The sequence below is a fragment of the Bifidobacterium sp. FKU genome (assembly GCF_026016385.1).
GTDB lineage: Bacteria > Actinomycetota > Actinomycetes > Actinomycetales > Bifidobacteriaceae > Bifidobacterium > Bifidobacterium infantis.
Window position 1 is genome coordinate 1,602,075 of sequence record NZ_CP092888.1, and the last position, 18,942, is coordinate 1,621,016.

14 protein-coding genes are annotated in these 18,942 nt (G+C 55.6%); 5 read left to right on the forward strand and 9 right to left on the reverse strand.

Annotated features, from left to right (window positions below; translation table 11 throughout):
* Nucleotides 1-144 precede the first annotated feature (144 nt).
* The 3 genes from merA to MMB48_RS07355 form a co-directional block, all read right to left on the reverse strand.
* On the reverse strand, nt 145-1,785 hold the full coding sequence (gene merA / locus MMB48_RS07345) for a mercury(II) reductase (RefSeq protein ID WP_080714717.1): 1,641 nt from the start codon (nt 1,783-1,785) through the stop codon (nt 145-147).
* Nucleotides 1,786-1,818: 33 nt separating this feature from the next.
* Nucleotides 1,819-2,208, reverse strand: coding sequence for an Hg(II)-responsive transcriptional regulator (gene merR / locus MMB48_RS07350; protein WP_080714099.1), 390 nt, complete (start codon nt 2,206-2,208; stop codon nt 1,819-1,821).
* A gap of 197 nt (nt 2,209-2,405) precedes the next feature.
* Nucleotides 2,406-3,128, reverse strand: coding sequence for an MATE family efflux transporter (locus tag MMB48_RS07355; RefSeq protein WP_230581234.1), 723 nt, complete (start codon nt 3,126-3,128; stop codon nt 2,406-2,408).
* A gap of 297 nt (nt 3,129-3,425) precedes the next feature.
* On the opposite strand from MMB48_RS07355, the gene MMB48_RS07360 reads away from it, so the two are divergent.
* The gene (locus MMB48_RS07360) at nt 3,426-3,683 is read left to right on the forward strand and encodes a TfoX/Sxy family protein (protein ID WP_032744316.1); all 258 of its coding nucleotides are present in this window, start codon (nt 3,426-3,428) and stop codon (nt 3,681-3,683) included.
* A 26-nt stretch (nt 3,684-3,709) separates the two neighbouring features.
* Nucleotides 3,710-4,570: an AraC family transcriptional regulator gene (locus tag MMB48_RS07365; RefSeq protein ID WP_003833466.1), complete on the forward strand. Its 861-nt coding sequence runs from the start codon at nt 3,710-3,712 to the stop codon at nt 4,568-4,570.
* A 180-nt stretch (nt 4,571-4,750) separates the two neighbouring features.
* Here MMB48_RS07365 and ychF read toward each other — a convergent pair whose 3' ends face one another.
* The 3 genes from ychF to MMB48_RS07380 all read right to left on the reverse strand — a co-directional run bounded on the left by ychF (nt 4,751) and on the right by MMB48_RS07380 (nt 8,346).
* Nucleotides 4,751-5,851 carry a redox-regulated ATPase YchF gene (ychF, locus tag MMB48_RS07370; protein ID WP_014485005.1) on the reverse strand — a complete coding sequence of 367 codons (1,101 nt, stop codon included), beginning with the start codon at nt 5,849-5,851 and terminating at the stop codon, nt 4,751-4,753.
* A gap of 133 nt (nt 5,852-5,984) precedes the next feature.
* Nucleotides 5,985-6,806 (reverse strand): pyrroline-5-carboxylate reductase, encoded by an 822-nt coding sequence (gene proC, locus MMB48_RS07375; RefSeq protein ID WP_032744317.1) that lies wholly within the window; start codon nt 6,804-6,806, stop codon nt 5,985-5,987.
* Nucleotides 6,807-6,867: 61 nt separating this feature from the next.
* On the reverse strand, nt 6,868-8,346 hold the full coding sequence (locus tag MMB48_RS07380; RefSeq protein WP_032744318.1) for an alpha/beta fold hydrolase: 1,479 nt from the start codon (nt 8,344-8,346) through the stop codon (nt 6,868-6,870).
* A 99-nt stretch (nt 8,347-8,445) separates the two neighbouring features.
* Here MMB48_RS07380 and MMB48_RS07385 point away from each other — a divergent pair, with 99 nt between their 5' ends.
* Together MMB48_RS07385 and MMB48_RS07390 are read left to right on the forward strand one after the other, a co-directional pair.
* Nucleotides 8,446-10,833: a histidine kinase gene (locus tag MMB48_RS07385; RefSeq protein ID WP_032744319.1), complete on the forward strand. Its 2,388-nt coding sequence runs from the start codon at nt 8,446-8,448 to the stop codon at nt 10,831-10,833.
* 83 nt (nt 10,834-10,916) lie between these two features.
* On the forward strand, nt 10,917-11,777 hold the full coding sequence (locus MMB48_RS07390) for a response regulator (RefSeq protein ID WP_032744320.1): 861 nt from the start codon (nt 10,917-10,919) through the stop codon (nt 11,775-11,777).
* Nucleotides 11,778-11,812: 35 nt separating this feature from the next.
* Here MMB48_RS07390 and MMB48_RS07395 read toward each other — a convergent pair whose 3' ends face one another.
* The 3 genes from MMB48_RS07395 to MMB48_RS07405 all read right to left on the reverse strand — a co-directional run bounded on the left by MMB48_RS07395 (nt 11,813) and on the right by MMB48_RS07405 (nt 17,406).
* Nucleotides 11,813-14,668 carry an ABC transporter permease gene (locus MMB48_RS07395; RefSeq protein WP_032744321.1) on the reverse strand — a complete coding sequence of 952 codons (2,856 nt, stop codon included), beginning with the start codon at nt 14,666-14,668 and terminating at the stop codon, nt 11,813-11,815.
* A gap of 28 nt (nt 14,669-14,696) precedes the next feature.
* Complete coding sequence (locus MMB48_RS07400) at nt 14,697-15,611, reverse strand: ABC transporter ATP-binding protein (RefSeq protein ID WP_080714779.1); 915 nt, start codon at nt 15,609-15,611, stop codon at nt 14,697-14,699.
* Nucleotides 15,612-16,089: 478 nt separating this feature from the next.
* Nucleotides 16,090-17,406 (reverse strand): O-acetylhomoserine aminocarboxypropyltransferase/cysteine synthase family protein, encoded by a 1,317-nt coding sequence (locus MMB48_RS07405; protein WP_032744322.1) that lies wholly within the window; start codon nt 17,404-17,406, stop codon nt 16,090-16,092.
* 475 nt (nt 17,407-17,881) lie between these two features.
* Between MMB48_RS07405 and MMB48_RS07410 the strand changes: the two genes are divergently transcribed.
* Nucleotides 17,882-18,754, forward strand: coding sequence for a pyridoxamine kinase (locus MMB48_RS07410; protein ID WP_012577998.1), 873 nt, complete (start codon nt 17,882-17,884; stop codon nt 18,752-18,754).
* Nucleotides 18,755-18,942: the final 188 nt, after the last annotated feature.

Below are 18,942 nucleotides of genomic sequence, written 5' to 3' on the forward strand. Positions count from 1 at the left end.
TTACTCTGCGGTGTTAAGGTATCAATTATAGATTTGATGTCGAAATCATCAGTGTTAAATTATTTTTGTGACCACAAATGCACTTAGAAAATCCCTTAAAGCATTAGCTGGTTCACTTGAATAGGGAGTTGTAAAAAAGTTCCCTTAGCCTGCACAACAAGATAATTTCGAAATATCTTTATCGAACGTAAGTGCAACTAATTTTAGCCCTTCAGCCATTGTTAAATATGGTGCTAGGGTTTCTGTTAAATCTTCTATCGTTAAGCCAAATTTAACAGCTAATGATGCTGCATAGATGACATCTCCTGCATTTTCAGATACAATATGAACCCCTAATACTTTTAGTGTTTCTGCATCTGCTACTAGTTTAAATACACCGGTTGTTTCACGGTTTACAATTGCTCTTGGAACAGCATCTAAAGGTAATACAGATGTCTTCACATCATACCCTTTCTCTTTTGCTTGTTCTTCTGTTAAACCAACCGTTGCAACCGTCGGATTCGTAAACGTAACAGCAGGAACTACCGATAAATCTATTTTTTTGTTTAATCCACCAATAGCATTATCAGTAATAATTCCACCTTCATAGGCTGCTACATATACAAATTGTGGTCCTAAAGTCACATCTCCTGCTGCATAAATCTTTTCATTACTTGTTTGACCAAAATCATTGATCAGGATTTCATTATCTTTTCCAGTTTCAACACCTGCTGCACTTAAATTTAAAGAATCCGTATTTGGTTTTCTTCCAGTGGCAACAAGTAACTGATCTGATTCAATGACTTCTCTACTGCCATTTACTGTTACGTAAACCCTTTTTATCTCTCCACTTTGTTCAACACGCTCAAAAGTCGCCCCTTTGACAAGGTTTATACCCTGTTCAATTAACGCTTTTTCAACTGACTCTGAAATCTCAGGATCATACTCCTTTAAAAGTCGCTCACTTCTTTGCATAAGCGTTATTTCTGAACCTAAATGATGAAATAGTTGTCCAAGCTCCATTCCAATGTATCCTGAACCAATTACAGTTAATCGTTTTGGTATTTTCTTTAACTCAAGAAGTGTTGTACTAGTTAAATAGTCCATTTTTTCAAGTCCTGAAATTTGGGGCAACGAAGGCGATGCACCTGTTGCAATTAAAAAGCGTTTTGCAGATAACTTTGTCCCATTGACCTCAACCGTACTAGCATCAACGAATTTTGCTTCACCTTTAATTAAATCAAAATTATATTCATCAATTAAATCCATATATTTTTGATTCCGAAGTTCGCTCACCAATTTATCCTTTTGCGTGATTAAACTAGCTAAATCCACTTCTCCAGCGGATGTTTGTAAACCTATAAACGGATTGTCTTTTGATAAATGATTGATTTCCCCTGCCCTAAGAAGAGTTTTTGACGGAACACAGCCAATATTCACACAGGTTCCCCCAACCGTTCCACGCTCAATCATTCCAACTTTTGCACCGTATTCTATAGCTTTAATTGCCGAAGAAAAGGCAGCAGCACCAGAACCAATAATAAGAAGGTCATAATTGTCTTCATTAATTAACGCCACGTTTTCTAGTGATGATACTTCTTCAATTTCTCCGGCTTGGTAATTTGCTTCATCAATCGCCTTTATTGCACTTTCAACCTCAATATCATCGGGCAGTTCAAATACTGCTTCACCACGACGATAACTAGACTCAATATTTTTAGCACCTATCTTTTCAAGTGCTGATTCTACGTGTTTTTCACAACCCGTACAAGTCATTCCTGAAATGTTTACCTTAAATTTATTCATAAAAAAGCTCCTTTCGTTAATTAATCTCTCATGTTATAATGTTTCTATTATTGGACACGAATGTAATTTCTTTTCATCTGGACATCGTTGTTTTAAGTCGTCTAACATAGTTTCAATTCGTTTTAAATCCTCTATTTGTTTTTGCACTTCCTTTTGTTTTTTAGAAACAAATTCGAACATATCTTGACAACGAACTTCATCTTTATCTACAACACCAAGTAATTTATAAATCTCGCTTAAAGAGAAACCAAGTTCCTGTATTCGTTTAATAACCCCAACACGCTTAACGTCATCATATGAATATATCCGATAACCAGCTTCCGTTCGGTGAGGTTCTTGTAATAAATTTTTTCGCTCGTAATATCTGATCGTTTCTTTATTAACTCCACATTTATCTGCAAACTCACTAATGCGATAAATCATCTTATTTCACCCCCTGAATATTATAAACCATGTACCATAGTACACGGTCAAGTAAATTGGACTATTTTATTTTTTTCCCAAAGTATCACTCGTATGTGATTGATACTTTTATATAATACTATTGATTATCCTAACATCCCACCAGAAAATCCGATTTAAACACCAGTTGTTTTTAAACTATTAAGAAAGTAATTCCACTATATATTCCGAAGACCCTTTTTTCTTCTTAACCGGATATGCCCTTTCTTTAAAAAGTAAACCAACAGTATGACCGCGGACATGATCTGCGAGGTTACGGTAGCGATTGCTGCACCTTTCACTCCCCAGTTAAAAACAAATATATAGATTGGATCCAAAACCAGGTTGATTACCGCTCCGACCAGGAAGCATCCCATAGCCAGGATGGGGCTGCCACACGCTCTGGCCATACTGGACAGGGCAATAGCTGCCATACTAAAGGGTGCACCAAGTAAAATGATGGGGGCATAATCCAGCACATAGGACAATGAGCCCTGCGACCCCTTCGTAGCCCCAAAAGCTAGTGCCAGCGGTTTCAGGAAAGTAAGGCATATAACGGTAAAAAGAATACCTATGGCAACAGACAGAGTGAATACCGTTCCAAGGGTTTTTTCGGCTTCTGCTTCTTTTCCTGCCCCTAAGTTCATGGACGTATAGACACTGCCGCCAATCCCCAGCAGGGTGGCGATGGATAAAAGAATCGTGACGAAAGGAAAAGTAACCGTGGTTGCAGCAATGCCAAGATATCCCACCCCACGCCCAATGAATATCTGGTCTACGATGTTGTAAAGTGCATCCACCAGCATGGATAAGACAGATGGGATTGCAAATTTTATGAGCAGCCTGCCGAGAGGTTCGGCTGCAAGAGGGTTTCCCCTCACTGTTTTAATAGTCTTGTCCATCTCTTTTTCTCCTTTGGTTTTTTCATCATTTACGCTGGATTAGCGTATCAAAGGAGCGCAGCCCATTCATGATACTTTTTGCGGTTTTCCTTCATCCGAAGGCCTTATGATGGCAGAACTTCTAAATGCAGATACCGGAACATGTTATCGGAAGTCACATGGCAGTATGGACCTGCTGTTACCATGCACTAGGTGGCTTCAGGTATCCGAAACTCTTCCATTCCTGGGAGGCATTGCATGGTTTAAATAGAACTGATATAATATGGATAGGAAAACTGTGAACATCTGGGAGGCAATATGAAGGATCTGTCGGAATTACCTAACATAGGAAACGCTGTGGCTAATCAATTAAAACAAGTTGGTATTTTAAATGAAGACGATTTGAAATCCAATGGAGCGGAGCAAGCATGGCTGAAAATACAGCAAATTGATGAAACAGCGTGTATCAATAAACTTTACGCATTAGAGGGTGCAATCTTAGGCATAAAAAAATCTTTGTTACCAGACGAAACAAAAGAAGCATTAAGAGAATTTTATAACAGATATAAAAAGTAATAGTAAAAACGGATGGAGGTGCCTGTTTGAAACGATATCCCCCTTTAGAAAGGGCCATTACCTATATCGAAGCACATCTAAATGAATATATCGGTCTGAATGAAGTATCAAGAGAAACCGGCTACTCCTACTACTACATGACCCGCCTGTTTTCTTCTGTTTTAGGTGAATCCGTGGGACACTATATCAACCGTCGGAGGCTTTACAATGCGTCCGAAAAACTGATTCATTCCGACCAGAAGGTCATTGATATTGCACTTGACTGTGGTTATGAATCGTCAGAGGCGTTCAGCAGGGCCTTTAAAGCTGTTTTTGGATACAGTCCTGTAGCTTACCGGAAAGCCGGACTTGATTTGGTGATAAAAGCAAAAAAAGAACTGGCGCCGGAAGATGTGTGCCATATTGCCAATCATATTTCACACGCTCCCAAGATCATCCTGCTAGGTGAGACAGAAGTAGCTGGGCTTCGGGGGACTACTTCCCTGTCCGACAATCAGCTGCCCGGACTGTGGGAACAGTTCCATGGTCTTAACAAAGATTTTTTCACCACATCTGCGGGATATGGCATCTGTGAAACGCAGAAGACGGCTTATACAAAAGACGGCGACGCGTTATATTCCGTCATGATCGGCGGTCCGGTGAAGGATTTTGATTGCCTGCCGCTGGAACTGGCAAAAAAGACGCTGCGTGCAGGAAGATACGCTGTTTTCACCCACCGGGGCACACTTGGAAACTTATATAAAACATATCAGTATATCTTCGGAACATGGTTGCAGACAACTAGGGAAGAACTGGATGACAGGGAAGATTTTGAAGTTTATGAGCATGAAATTCTATCCTTTGATGATCCAGATAATGAAGTTAAAATTTTTATTCCTATCAAATGACAGGACACCATTTTGCGCACGGGCGCTGACGGTGTTTTACATATCACCGGGTATTTAGGGTGTGTTTACACTATCTAGGTTTTGTGTGATAATTATCGTATGTGTACGCCAGATATCACACAAAACCTAGATAATGTAAACACACCCTAGAATTCCCAGATTTTCAGCACTACCAAACGGTCACTTCTTAGACGTTGGGGAGAACTTGAACTCCACAATATCTCCGTCGGCCATGACGTAGTCGCGGCCTTCCTGACGGAGCTTGCCTTCCTCCTTGATCTTGGCCATGGAGCCGTCGGCGGCCACGAAATCGTCGTAGGAGACGATGTCAGCCTTGATGAAGCCCTTTTCGAAGTCGGTGTGAATCACGCCGGCGGCCTGCGGGGCGGTCCAGCCCTTGTGGATCTGCCAAGCGCGCACTTCCTTGACGCCTGCGGTCAGGAAGGTCTGCAAGCCGAGGATGTCGAAGCCGACGCGGGCCAACTGGTCAAGACCGGACTCACTCAAGCCAGCGTCGGCCAGCATTTCGCGGGCGTCCGCCTCGTCGAGCTCGGTCAGGTCTGCCTCGAACTGAGCGTTGAGGAACACGGCCGGAGCCGGGGCCACGGATGCGGCGAGCTTTGCCTGCAGGTTCTTGTTGGCCAGCTCGTTGTCGTCCACGTTGAACACGTAGATGAACGGCTTGGCGGTCATCAGATGCAGGTCGTAGACGGAATCCTTGTCGAAGCGGCCTTCGCGTGCGGCCTTGTCGAGCGTCTCGCCGGCTTCAAGGATGGTCTTTGCCTGCTTGACAGCGTCCATGTAGGCCGGCTCGATCTTCTTGCCGCGCAGATCCTTCTCCAGCTTGGGCAGCGCGTTTTCGATGGTCTGCAGGTCGGCGAGGATCAGCTCGGTGTTGATGGTGTCGATGTCGTCGGCCGGATCCACCTTGCCGTTGACGTGGACGATGTCGTCGTCCTCGAAGGCGCGCACGACCTCGCAAATCGCGTCCGCCTCGCGGATGTTGGCCAGGAACTTGTTGCCCAGGCCTTCGCCCTCGGAGGCGCCCTTGACGATGCCGGCGATGTCCACGAAGGTCACCGTGGCGGGCACGACCTTTTCGGTGTGGACCAGCTTGGCCAGTACCGGCAGGCGCTTGTCCGGCAACGGTACGATGCCAGTGTTCGGTTCGATGGTGGCGAACGGGTAGTTTTCAGCCAGCACGTTGTTGCGGGTCAGTGCGTTGAACATGGTGGACTTGCCGACGTTGGGCAGTCCGACGATTCCGATAGTAAGAGACATGATTCCAAGTCTAGGGAGAAGCTGGACACCTTGAACCTGCATGTGGTGAACCGGCCATATGCAAAGGCCTCCGAGCATACGGTTCGAAGGCTTTGACTGTGATATGCGAATATACGCGAACTCTGATTGGCAGTCAGCCGACGATGGCGTCTACGGCGTCGATGACCGAGCCGCGGAACCCGTCCTTTTCAAGCTGGGCGACGCCCTTGATGGTGGTACCACCGGGCGAGCAGACGGCGTCCTTCATGGCACCGGGATGGGTTTCAGTGGCCATGTAGAGCGCGCCGACACCTTCGACCATCTTGGCGGCAAGCCGGTAGGCCGTGGCTCGCTGCAGACCGTACTGCACGCCGGCGTCGCCCAAGGCCTCGATGTACATGTCAGTGAAGGCGGGCGCGCAGCCGGCCACCACCATGGCGATGTTCATATGCGCGGTGTCCACGCGCTCGATGAGGCTGATGGGGCCGAATAGCTGCTCGAAGGTTTCGGTTTCGTCGTCGGTCAGGGTGTTGACGGATTCGGTGACGAGCACGCCCTTGCCCACGGCCATCGGAGTGTTCGGAATGGTGCACTGGATATGGATGTCCGAAGAGTCGACGGATTCGCCGTCTTCGGTGGTGAACAGGTCCTGGTACTTCTTGAGGTTCCAGCCGGCGGCGATGGAGACGACGATCTTGCCCGGCCTGGCAAGTTCGTCGGCCAGCGGCTTGACAACGGCGGCAATCTGGTAGGGCTTGATGGCGATGATGACCACGTCAGCGGCCGTCACCACTTCCAGCGCATTGTGCAACGGACGCACGCCAAGTTCGGCGGTGGTCTTCTCAAGCTTGTCGTAGTGGGCGGCGCAGGCAACCATCTGGCCGCCGGCGACCACGCCCGCGTCAACGAAGCCTTGGGCGATGGCCTGGGCCATGTTGCCATATCCGATAAAACCGATGGTGAGGTTCTGAGTCATACGTTTTCCTTTCGTGCATGTATACAGAGCTCCATCATCAGAGGGAGCTTGCTTCCTTGAGTCAGAACAATGCTTCAAGATCGCCCCGGTTGAGGGCTTCGTCATAGAGATGCTTGAAGACGAGCGGGCCGTGCAGACCATCATGCTCGAATTCGTTGGTTGTCCAGTAATGGCTGTTGCCCACCCGGCTCAAGGTGTCGAGCTGCAGGCCGGAATCGACGTACATGTCGTCGAAATAGACGGCGGCCTGCAACGGCACTTCGTTGCGCGCCAGCTGGTCTTCGTCATAGATCACGCCGAAGTGCGTGTCTTCCATGAGCAGGTCCATGGCCGGCCTGAACGGGCGTAACGCAGACTCCTGTTCGAACATCCAGGGGAACATGGCCTCGCCGGTGAAATTGAGCGGACGCGCAACGGCATCGAATTCGGACCTGCAGTCGCGCACGCGCTGGGCAGCCCAACGAATGGGCTCGTCAAGCTCGCCGTTGGCGTAGATGAATTCCTGCAACGGCCAATACAGCGGGCGCGACGACGTGGCGGCCATCACTTTGGTCAAAAATTCGTCAGACAACGGCGAGTCGGCAGAAGCGGAACCATCGCCATCAAGGAAGGCGTCGTCGAGAATCCAGTGGACGCGCTCGAAGCTGGGTTTCATGCCGAAGTCACCGCCAAGGCACTGGAACCGTTCGACGGTGAGTGGGTCGCCGTTCGGCAGCAGCGGGAAGCCGTGGGCGGCCATGCCGGCGATCACGCCAAGTCGATGCTCCACATCGGTACCAGCCATCGGATTCAGTACGGAATCGGTGAGTTTGCCAACGAATTCGGCGACTTCCGCAGTAGTCGGCAGCTTGTCGGCGATGGCGGCCACGCGCTCCTTGTCCTGTGGGTAGCGCTCGTAGAACTGAGTCGTCTTGCGCACCATGCGCGGGAAGGTATGCTCGTACACTTCAGCGGCGTCGGCCGGCACGTGCGGGATGCCGCCGGTGGTGAAGCTGGCGATTACGCCGGCCGGGAACAGGGACAGTGTGGTCAGGGTCAGGAAGCCGCCGTAGCTTTGGCCCATCGTCACCCACTTGCGGCCACCGAATTCGGTCAGGCGCAGATGTTCGAAGTCACGCACGATGGAATCGGCAAGGAACTTCTTCAGGTAGTCGGCCTGGGCTCGTGCGCCGGCCGCGGCATCATCGTCGTGCGCGGCGGCGATGCGGGCCATGGCGTGCGTGTCCACGCGCGAGGAGCGGCCGGTGCCGCGCTGGTCGGGCAGGATCACCCGGAAGTGCCTGATGGCCTCCTCGATCCATCCGTCGGAGGTCGGGCTGTTGAGGCGCGGGCCGGCACCGCCGGGACCGCCTTGCAGGAAAATCAGCAGGGGCAGGTCGTCATGCACGTGTTCGGGCGCGGTGACCACGCGATAGAACAGTTTGATGGTTTCCCCGTCGAATGCCCGTCCGGGCTCGTGGCCGGTCCAGTCGAGCGGAACATCGATGGAATGGTCCTCTATGGCCAGTCCGGGCACGTGGTATTTGCTCAGCATTGTCATGGTTCAAGACTCTAGTCCACAAACTCTAGTCCACAAATCCTCCTGAAGAGTGATACCGGTTCGTCTCCGGACACGCTAGCCTTGTGCGTTATGGAGATGATGGCGCGCGTGAGGGCATGGTGCGCACGGGAGTCGACCCGCACACTGCTATGGGACACGTTGCTCGCCGCGGCGCTGATCGCCGGTTGCGTGCCGTTCAACGCCTCCACCAACCCTGATGCCGGCATATTGTTTCCCGCAACTCAGGCGTCGATGACGCTGTGGTCGCTGCCGGTCTTCGTGCCGCTGATGCTGCGCAGGTATCGCCCGGAGCCGGCGGCCTGGCTGTTCGTGGCGCTGACCATCACGCATCTTGTGTTCGGCCCGGCGATCACGTATTTCGATTTCTACGCCCTGATCATGGTGTATTCGGTGATTCTGTACGGCAATCCCCGACATTCCTGGCGGTTCATCGTCACGGCGTTCGTCATGGGACTGGTCGCGGCGACGGTCTGGTCGGTGTCTTTCAACGTGGGTCCGCTGTTCGCCGGACCTTCCTCCGGTTCGCGCGTCATCCGCGACGGCTGGCTGGCCGATGCCATCACGATGCCCGCATGCCCGGCGGTCACCGGCGTCGTGGGGGCAAACGGCGCCGTCAACTGCGGGGCCAAGATGCTCGCTGACTTCGGCATGGAGGCGGCGTTCATCGAATCGAGCGTGCTGAGCGTCATCATCATGGCCTTGTGGCAGCGAGCGCGCAACGCCACGCTGGCGGCCATGCGCGAGCGCAACGCTTCCATTGTGGCGAAAGAGGCCGAGGAGACGCGCATCGCGGCGCTGGCCGAACGCGCACGCATCGCCCGTGATATGCATGATGTGGTGGCACATACGCTCTCCACGATTATTGTGCAGTCGGATGGCGGCCGGTATGCGGGTGCGCATGATCTGGCCATCGCCAAGCACACGATGGGTACGATTCGGCATGAGGCCGAACGCGCGCAGCATGATATGCAGCGTCTGTTCAATGTGTTCGGTGCGAGTGGCAGTACCGGATATGCCGACATCGATTCGCTGTTTGATGGTCATCTGGTGGTGTCCCGGCATATGACCGGCAAAGCGCAACCTGACCGGCTGTCCGCCGACGCGGAAACCGCCGTGTTCCGTCTTGTGCAGGAAGCGCTGACCAATACGCGCAAACATGCGGGCGAGGGCGCTAAAGCCACCATCGATGAAATCTGGTCAAACGATGTGCTGTCGATTACCATATCCGATAACGGCCGTGGCGCGGCGTCTGCAGCAGACGGTCATAAGCCCGGATACGGATTGGTTGGTATGCATGAACGCATTGAGTCGTTGGGTGGCAGCGTGCAGGCCGGCCCAGGGCCGAATGGTGGCTTTATTGTGGCGGCTACGATTCCGCTCTCCCCTGCCGCCCCACAGTCTGGCACCGATACGGAGGATCCGGTGCTAACCGTTATCTCGCGTATACGAGGATTGATGGATCGGGCGCGCCCCAAAGTACTCGACCAAGGAGATACGCGTGAGTCGAACTGGGTGGGTCGATTTGCGCAGTGGACCGAGCGGCACTATCTTCTGATGGACGTTATCGCCACTATCGTGCTGATTGCGCTATTTGATTCCGCCACGTATGGCGATTTGCAAATGATCGGCAATGCCCCGTATTCGCCGAGCCGCGTGCCGACTATAACGCTGACGATTATTATGCTTTCACCTTTGGCGTTCCGCCGCCGCTTCCCAGAGGGCAGCGCGCTGGCGATGGCGGTGCTGTCTGCTGTGCAACTGTTGTTCTTGCCATCGATTTTGACCATCAATATGTATGCGATGGTATCCGTGTATTCGGCGGTATTGTATGGACGAGAGTCCGCTTGGCGCTGGGTGAGCGTGGCGCTGGCAGCCGATTCGTGGCTTGCGGGCATCAAGGTGATGGCTGGGTGGAATGGATACAGTCAGCTGTTCCATCTGTTTTTGCCCGATGGTAGTTCCATGCTCTCAAAATGGAGGCTGGTTTTGTCCGGCTTGCTGCCGGGCGTGGGAATCATGTTGGTCGGTTTTGCCTGCATTGCGATGGCTCGATGGAGCCGTTCGCGTGGCGCAAACGCTCTGGTGCTGTTGCAACGCGAGGAGGCGCTGCGAGCCGAGCAGGAGCGGCAAAAGGTGCTGGCGGCCAACTTAGAGCGCAACCGTATTAGTGCGGCGATGCAAACCGAAGTACTGACCACGCTGGAATCGGTGATCGCGCAGGCTGATGAGGGACTGGTGATGCTCAACGCCGAACCTGCGCCTGATAGTATGCAGATTGCAGAGGCTTTTGCCGCGATTGGCGCTCGGGGGCGTGCCGCATTGGCTCGTATGCGTCAGCTGTTGAAAGTGTTGCGTGAAACCGGGTTCAGCGACGAGACCCATGAGGGTGTGCAGCCGGATATGCAGTTGCGACCGGCGGCTTCGTTGGATAGTCAGATGCAACACGCGGGAACGTTACCCCGATGAGAGCCTTGCCCAATAAGAACTCAGGGAACAATCAGGGTGTTTATGGAGCGGCGCTCCGATAGGAAACGGATACAGTGGAGAGCATGAACGAGAGCAGAAGCATTCGCGTGATTATTGCGGACGACCAGGAGCTGGTGCGTGCCGGTTTTGCCATGGTCATTGGTTCGCAGCCGGATATGGAGGTGGTCGGGCAGGCGTCCGACGGCGCCCAAGCCGTGGCGTTGGCGGAATCCCTGCATCCCGACGTGGTGCTGATGGATGTGCGCATGCCCGGCATGGACGGCATTGAGGCCACGAGCCGTATTACCTCGCTCTCCGCCGCGCCGGGCGACGCGACCGTCTCGGCCGAATCGGCTGACGACCGGCCGACGCGCGTAATCATTCTGACGACGTTCGATTTGGACGAGTATGTGATGGCGGCCATCAATGCCGGCGCCTCGGGCTTCCTGCTCAAGGACACCGAACCGGAAACGTTGCTCAATTCGATTCGTACTGTATTCCAAGGCAATGCGATTATCGCGCCTTCCGCCACCAAGCGACTCATCGAAAAGATGATGCAGGACGGTTACGCGCAGCATGGTTCGCTGACCGGCGATGTCGCGCGCTCCGGTGCCGTGTACGGTTCCGCCGTCGGCGTCTCTGGCGGTGCGGCCGGCAACGGTGCCGGCTCGATGACCGGCATCCCCTCCCCTGCCGGAGCCGCTTCCGACGGTTCCAATACGTCACGCCCAGCATACACCGATCCCGAACTGGATCTGCTCACCGACCGTGAACGCGAGGTGCTGGTGGAGATCGCCCATGGTCTGAGCAATCAGGAGATCGCGGACAAGCTCTTTATCTCCCTTCCCACCGTCAAAACCCACGTGGCGCATATCCTTGCCAAAATCAACGCCCGTGACCGCGTACAGGCTGTAGTCTTCGCGTACGATAACGGGCTGGTGTAACAAAAAAGCTCCCTCTGATGAGGGAGCTTATTGCTCTACGCTTCGGCCAAGGCTTCAACTGGTGGCGTTTTGACGGCCCGGCGGGCGGGTGCCACGCTGGCCAGCAGAGCGGCGAGCGCGGCGACGCCGAGCACCACGCCGTTGGTGGCCCATTCGAACGGGAACACGGTGTCGCCGTACAAACTAAACACCATGTAGGATCCGAGCCAGCCGAACAGGGTACCCAATATCACTCCCACCACGCCGGAGACGAGCGAAAGCAGCAACGCTTCCACCGCCAGCGAGCGCCGCAGTTGGCCGCGCGTCATGCCGATGGCACGCAAGGTGGCGGATTCGCGTGTGCGTTCGATCACCGACAGACTCAGCGTGTTCGCTACGCCGACCAAGGCGATGAGCACAGCCACCGCAATCAAACCGACCAACAATGCCATCATGCCGTTGATCATGGTCTCCCATTGCGTACGTTCGGCCACCGGACCGGTCACGGTAACACCCGCACTGGCGGAGAACACATTCTGCACGTTGGTGAATACGTCGTTCAACGCAACACCCGCGCCTTCGGCGTCAATGCGCATAAGCATGATATGCCCGTCGGCCTTGATTCCACCGTTGGTGAAGTGGCTGGCGTCCACGAAGGCGACCGCGGCGTAGTTGGAGGCGATGCGGCGATAGTCCACCTTCCGCGGTTTGAGCGTCAGCGTCTGTGTGCCGCCGGATTGTCCATTGCCGTTTTCGGCGCTGCCGTTCGCATCATTACCGGACGGACCATTGGTGGCATCGGCTTGTGCTTCGGCCGCTCCAGCCGTGAACGTAACGCTCTTGTCCAGCGGAATATCCTTGCCTGTAGCGGCGGAATACTTGGGCATCAGTACGGAATCGCCATCAATGGTCACACCGGACAAATCGGAGCGCACCACCTTGCGCAGCGCGTCGACGCCATCCACGCCCACGACCAGCACACTCAGACTCTTGCCGTCGGCATCCTTCATGGTCATCATGCGGGTCGGCGCGTAGATACTGCTCTGAACGCCCTTGACTTTGGCTGCCTCGCTGGCCTGTTTGCCAGTCATATCGGTGCCAGCGGCAATCATGTCGACGCTGTAGCGCGTGGTCAACGCCTCGTTCATGGTTTGCTTGGCGCTGGCGGCACCGGTGGCGATGGTGGAGACCAGCGTCACGCCGATAAGCAGTGCGGCACCGGTGGCGGCCACGCGGCGCGGGTTCTTCTGAATGTTCGCATGTGCCACTTTGGCGGACGGACCGGCCAGTGCAACCAGCGCGCCCACGCCGCGCATGAGCACCGGCAGCCAGAACGTGGCGGAAAGCACCAGTCCAAGGAAGATCAATGCACATCCGATGATGGCGGCGAGCAGCACCAGCGAATACTGCTTGTCGGCCATTGAATCACGTCCGGCGATTTTCTCGGACATCTGCCATACAGAGAATGCGCACAGTGCCACGCCGACCGCAATCAGCAGCATGGAAATCACGGCGCGGACCACACCGGCCCGTCGCGTGTCGGTCAGTTCGATGGGTCGCAACGCTTCCAGCGGGGTGACGGCGGTAGCGGAACGCGCGGAGCCTAGCGAGGCAATCACCGTCATAATGATGCCGAATGCCACCGGTACGGTGAACGCCGGGCGGGACAGCACCAGTCGCATGTTCATGTCGGTGGCCTGCATGATGCCGGACCGGCACAGCGCTTCCACAAGGGCGATGCCGAGGCCCACGCCCAGCACGGAGGCGATCAGTCCCAGCACGCCGGCTTCGAACAGCACACCGGCATACAACTGTTTCTTGTTCGCGCCGATGGTGCGCAGCAGCGCGAGCGTGCGGCGGCGTTGCGCCACGAGGACGCGGAAGGTGTTGGCGATGACCAGCGAGGCCACCAGCATGGCGAGTATGCCGAAACTCAACAGGAATATGGTGGTGATGCTGGTTTCGCCCGCGCTCATGCTCGCGATGGATCGTTCGGCGTATGAGGCTCGGGACTGGACGCTGAAATGCTTGGGGAGCAGGGCGTTGATCTGTGCGACCGCGGCCGTCGCGGCCGCATCGCCCGCACCATCGATGTCGAGGTAGATCATGCTGGCGGGCAGTTCGTTGAAATCGTCGCCGCCTCCCATCGCGGCGATCACGTTGTCGGAGAGCACGGAGGCGCCGCCGTAGTAGGGGTAGGCACCGTTCGGATCGTCGGTCAGGCCGACCACGCGCACGGTCATGCCGGAGTCGGCGGCCGTGTCGGTGCCGTCGGATGGGGCGGACGCGCCGGACGCGGCATCGGAATCACCGTCGTGCGAGCTCGCGCCATCGGCGTTCTGGGCCGACTCATCACCAGCGTCACCGGTATTACCGGCCGAATCGCCGGTCTTGCCCGCATACTGCGCCGCCTGCGAGTTGACGGTCACACGGTCCCCTACCTTGACGCCGAGCTGGTCGGCCACGGACTTGGTCAGGGCGATCTCGTTGCTGTCCGCCGGCTGGTCTCCTTGCGTGATGGTGACCGGCAGCAGCGTGCGTTTTGTGGCGGTGGTGATGACGTAGCTGCTGGCATGCTTGTTGCCACGGGTTACGGTCACAGGACCCGCGTAGCCGGCACGTGCGTCCTTGACGCCTTTGGTGGCGCGGATGCGGTCAAGCTGGAAGTCGTTAACCGTGCGCGTGTAGATGTAGTCCTGGTCCTTATCGGTCAGGTCCTTGCCGCTATCCGGGCTGATCACGTAGTTCGCGCCGCCGAGCTGGGCGGTGTTCTGGGCGGCAAGCGCATCGTTCATCGCGTTGCCGAACAGGAAGGTAGCGGCGATGAACGCAGTGCCGATCAGGATGGCGATGCCTGCCGGAATCAGCATCCTGGCGCTTTTCTTCATAAGTTTCAGAGTGATGGAAAACATGGGGGTGTCCTGTCTCTCGCTTTCCGGCTCAGCGAGCGTGCTGTACGACGGCGCGGGCATGGCGCATGGTGCCGGTTCTCCCAGCTGGGGGCAATGGAGCGTCGGTGATGGGCAGGTTGGGCACATCCTTTACGCCGGCAAGACGGGCGAGCGTGTCGGCGCGTGTGCTGGTGACGGCAGTGCGCGCGGCACGTTCGCGTTCGGACATAAGCAGCTCGTTCATCGTTTCGGCAGTGGGATTCGATTCATCGGCCACGATCTGTCCGTCGGCGAATACGATGGCACGGTCGGCGTAGGAGGCGGCCACCGCATCGTGCGTGACCATGACGATGGTTTGGCCAAGCTCGTTGACCGAACGCTTCAGGAAGCTGAGCACTTCGGCGCTGGAAACGGAGTCGAGGTTGCCGGTCGGCTCGTCAGCGAACACCAGCTTCGGCTTGGTAATCAGCGCGCGGGCGATGGCCACGCGCTGCTGCTGGCCACCGGACAGTTCATTCGGTCGGTGGTTCAGGCGCTGCTTCAGTCCCAGGGTATCGACGAGCAGGTCGAACCAGGCGTGGTCGGGCTTGTCTCCGGCGAGAGTCAGTGGCATGAGGATGTTCTGTTCGGCGGTGAACATGGGCAACAGGTTGAAGCTTTGGAAGATGAAGCCGATCTTGTGGCGACGTAGCAAGGTGAGCTGCTTGTCGTCCATGCGGGTCAGGTCTGCCCCGCCGAAAAGAATATGCCCGGATGTGGCGGAGTCGAGGCCGGCGAGCGTGTGCATAAGCGTGGATTTGCCGGAGCCGGAAGGGCCCATGATGGCGGTGAATTTGCCGCGTTCGAAACTCACGTTCACGCCGCGCAGGGCATGGACCATATTGCTGCCGGTGCCGTAGTTCTTGACCAAGTCGACGGCCTGAATAGCGATGCCGCGCGATGCGGCCGGGTTCTGCACGTTCATAATGTCTCTCCATATTTGGCCGGGCCTTATGCCCGGATGACGATTCCAACTTATGAAGAAATAACGGCGCGCCCCATCGTGCGCCAGACTGAATTGGGCGGTCGGCCACGCGCCGGCCCTCATCCTTGAGGATTATGTCGTCTCAGGTCTCACACTATTCATGCCTCTGCGCAAACAGTGTGAGGCCAACCGAATATAAAACGAACAACGACATCCGACAATCGGCGAAATATCGCGGATTGTCAACATGTGTGATTGGGTGATGATGTGCGTTTGTCTCACACATTTTTTGGCGACGGTCATTTTTGTGTGAGGCATACAGACGCAAGAAAGCCCGCACTGCATGACGTCAGTGCGAGCTTCCTACTCCTTGGGTCAAGCGATCAGGCGGAAGGCACCCCATGCGGCTCGATGATTCGCGATGCACCCCATTAGCATCGCGCCCCTTCTCATCGGGCTGTCAACCTTTCTGTCGACCTCACTTGGCCAAGCCGGAAGCGCGAAGGGCTTCGAAGCCGCCCTTCAGGTCATCGAGGATATCCTCGATGTTCTCGGTGCCGATGGACAGGCGGATGGTGCCCTGGTGAATGCCCTGGTCCTCGAGCTCTTCCAAGGTCTCCTGGGAGTGCGTGGTGGAAGCCGGGTGGATGACGAGGGACTTTGCGTCGGCCACATTGGCAAGCAGAGAGAACAGGTGCAGATTGTCGATGAAGACGCGAGCCGCATCCTTTCCGCCCTTGATATCGAAGGTGAAGATGGAGCCTGCTCCGTTCGGGAAGTACTTCTCGTACAGGTCGTGATCCGGACGGCCCGGGATGGACGGGTGGGAAACGGACTCGACTTCCGGCACGGTCTGCAGGTACTCGACGACCTTCAGCGCGTTCTGGACGTGGCGCTCAACACGCAGGGACAGGGTTTCGGTGCCCTGCAGCAGCAGGAAGGCGGCGAACGGGGACAGGGTGGCACCGGTATCGCGCAGCAGGATGGCGCGGATACGGGTCACGAAGGCGGTGCCGCCGAGAGCCTCGTAGAAGTTCAGGCCGTGGTAGGAGGGGTCCGGCTCGGTCAGGGTCGGGAACTTGCCCGGAACCGCATTCCAGTCGAAGTTGCCGCCTTCAACAATCACACCACCCAAAGTGGTGCCGTGGCCGCCGATGAACTTGGTCGCGGATTCAACCACCACGTCGGCGCCGTGCTCCAGCGGGCGGAACAGGTACGGGGTGGCGAAGGTGTTGTCGACGATCACCGGCAGGTTGTGCTTGTGGGCGATTTCGGAGATTGCCTCGAAGTCCGGCAGATCAGCGTTCGGGTTGCCGAAGGTCTCGAAGTAGACGAGCTTGGTGTTCTCCTGAATGGCATCCTCGAACTCCTGCGGGTTCTCGGCGGAAACGAAGGTGGTGGTGATGCCGTCGCGCGGCAAGGTGTGGCGCAGCAGGTTGAAGGTGCCGCCGTAGATGTTCTTGGCGGCGACGATGTGATCACCGGACTGGGTGATGTTGCGCACCGCGTATTCCACGGCGGCTGCACCGGAGGCGACGGCAAGGCCTGCGGTACCACCTTCAAGGGCGGCGATGCGGTCCTCAAAGACACCCTGGGTGGTGTTGGTCAGACGGCCGTAGATGTTGCCCGGGTCGGACAGTCCGAATCGTGCCTCGGCGTGATCGAAATCATGGAAGACGTAGCTGGTGGTGGCGTAGATCGGCACTGCGCGGGAATCGGTGGCCGGGTCGGCCTGCTCCTGGCCCACATGCAGCTGCAGGGTTTCAAAACGGTACTTCTTGTTGTTCTCGGCCATGGGTATTTCTCCTTGGTTATGCTAGGTCGCGAGGATTTTTCCTTGCCGCCCGCCTGCCGTGTTCGGGTGGTTGGCGAGGTGTTGGTTATGAAGTTACGACGCTTGGGCCGCGCGACGCAAGCCGAACGTTATCGGGCTTGCCTATAGGGGCTTATAAAGCCTTGGAATCATTGACGTGAGAGACTGTCAAGAGTCACGGAAAAGTCGTTGAAATTATCGCGACACACCGGGCCGCGCGCATGCGCTTTCACGTTCGACTGCGGTCACGGTGATATCGCTACCATGCCTTTCGCGCATGGCTCAAGCGTCCGTGATGATTGCTTGTTCCACCCATCACCAAGACGGTTTGCCCGCTCGGCGATGACGTCTGTTTCATTTTTCTGCCGCCCGGTTACATGGTTTACATGACGAACGACTACAGTCAAACATCGCCAATGAATTATTCCGCCAACATGGTGAAGGGGTTCGAACAGACATGACCGATGTAACACTGTATGACCGTGATCCGAGCTATATTCCGCGCGTGGCCGCCGTGCACGACATGTGCGGCTACGGCAAGTGCTCGCTGACCGCCGCGATTCCGATTCTCTCGGCCGCAGGCTGCGATGTGTGCCCGGTGCCGACCGCCCTGTTCTCGGCGCACACGCGCTATGCAGTGTTCACGTTCCACGACACCACGGATATTCTCTCCGGTTACTTGGATGCCTGGCAGAAGGAAGACGTGGAACTGGATGGCGTGTATTCAGGCTTCCTCGGCTCCCCCGATCAGGTGGCGATCATTCAGCGTCTCTACCGTGAATATCCGAACGCGCTACGTCTGGTTGACCCGGTGATGGGAGACGCCGGCGAAATGTACCCCACGTATACACCGGAGCTGTGCGAGGCAATGGGCGCTCTGGCCGATGGTGCCGACGTGTTGATGCCGAACCTCACCGAAGCGAGTATTCTCACCAAGCGTGACTATCCTGGCCAGAATATTGATGAGGCCACGGTTAACGAGCTGCTTGGTGCTCTGCTGAAGTTGGGTGCCAAGAACGTGGTGTTGAAGGGCATCGACCATGGCGATGGCAAAATCGTCAACTATGTGGCCAGCGCTTCCACCGGTGTTGCCGGCAAGATCGAGCTGGCTCATGAAAAGCTGCCATACATGATTCATGGCACGGGTGACGCCTTCGCATCTGCCCTGTGCGGCGCGGTGATGGCCGGCCGCGGCTTGGCCAAGTCGGCCGAAATCGCCGGCGAGTTCGTGCGACACGCCATGGTCAGCACCCGTGACCAGCCGCATTTCGAGGATCGTGGCGTCAGCTTCGAACTGAACCTTGGCGAACTCACCGATTTGGTGAAGTGACCGCACCTTGGCTCCCCTCTCCGCTCACTGGGTCTGACGTATTCAGCGAACAACTCGGCGGGTTGTTTGTCATCACAGGTAAGTCGGCTGGGGAGCCTTGGTAAACCTTCTGAACTAATGGTGGATAACCGGGTTTTCATCCACACGTTATCCACAACACGCCAAACCGCGTCATAGTATCCACATTT

Bases quoted from the DNA above. Each gene is read 5' to 3' on its own strand.
- merA (WP_080714717.1), bottom strand. From the start codon at position 1,785: ATGAATAAATTTAAGGTAAACATTTCAGGAATGACTTGTACGGGTTGT.
- MMB48_RS07360 (WP_032744316.1), top strand. From the start codon at position 3,426: ATGAAGGATCTGTCGGAATTACCTAACATAGGAAACGCTGTGGCTAAT.
- MMB48_RS07380 (WP_032744318.1), bottom strand. From the start codon at position 8,346: ATGACAATGCTGAGCAAATACCACGTGCCCGGACTGGCCATAGAGGAC.
- merR (WP_080714099.1), bottom strand. From the start codon at position 2,208: ATGATTTATCGCATTAGTGAGTTTGCAGATAAATGTGGAGTTAATAAA.
- MMB48_RS07390 (WP_032744320.1), top strand. From the start codon at position 10,917: ATGAACGAGAGCAGAAGCATTCGCGTGATTATTGCGGACGACCAGGAG.
- proC (WP_032744317.1), bottom strand. From the start codon at position 6,806: ATGACTCAGAACCTCACCATCGGTTTTATCGGATATGGCAACATGGCC.
- MMB48_RS07395 (WP_032744321.1), bottom strand. From the start codon at position 14,668: ATGTTTTCCATCACTCTGAAACTTATGAAGAAAAGCGCCAGGATGCTG.
- MMB48_RS07405 (WP_032744322.1), bottom strand. From the start codon at position 17,406: ATGGCCGAGAACAACAAGAAGTACCGTTTTGAAACCCTGCAGCTGCAT.
- ychF (WP_014485005.1), bottom strand. From the start codon at position 5,851: ATGTCTCTTACTATCGGAATCGTCGGACTGCCCAACGTCGGCAAGTCC.
- MMB48_RS07400 (WP_080714779.1), bottom strand. From the start codon at position 15,611: ATGAACGTGCAGAACCCGGCCGCATCGCGCGGCATCGCTATTCAGGCC.
- MMB48_RS07355 (WP_230581234.1), bottom strand. From the start codon at position 3,128: ATGGACAAGACTATTAAAACAGTGAGGGGAAACCCTCTTGCAGCCGAA.
- MMB48_RS07410 (WP_012577998.1), top strand. From the start codon at position 17,882: ATGACCGATGTAACACTGTATGACCGTGATCCGAGCTATATTCCGCGC.
- MMB48_RS07385 (WP_032744319.1), top strand. From the start codon at position 8,446: ATGGCGCGCGTGAGGGCATGGTGCGCACGGGAGTCGACCCGCACACTG.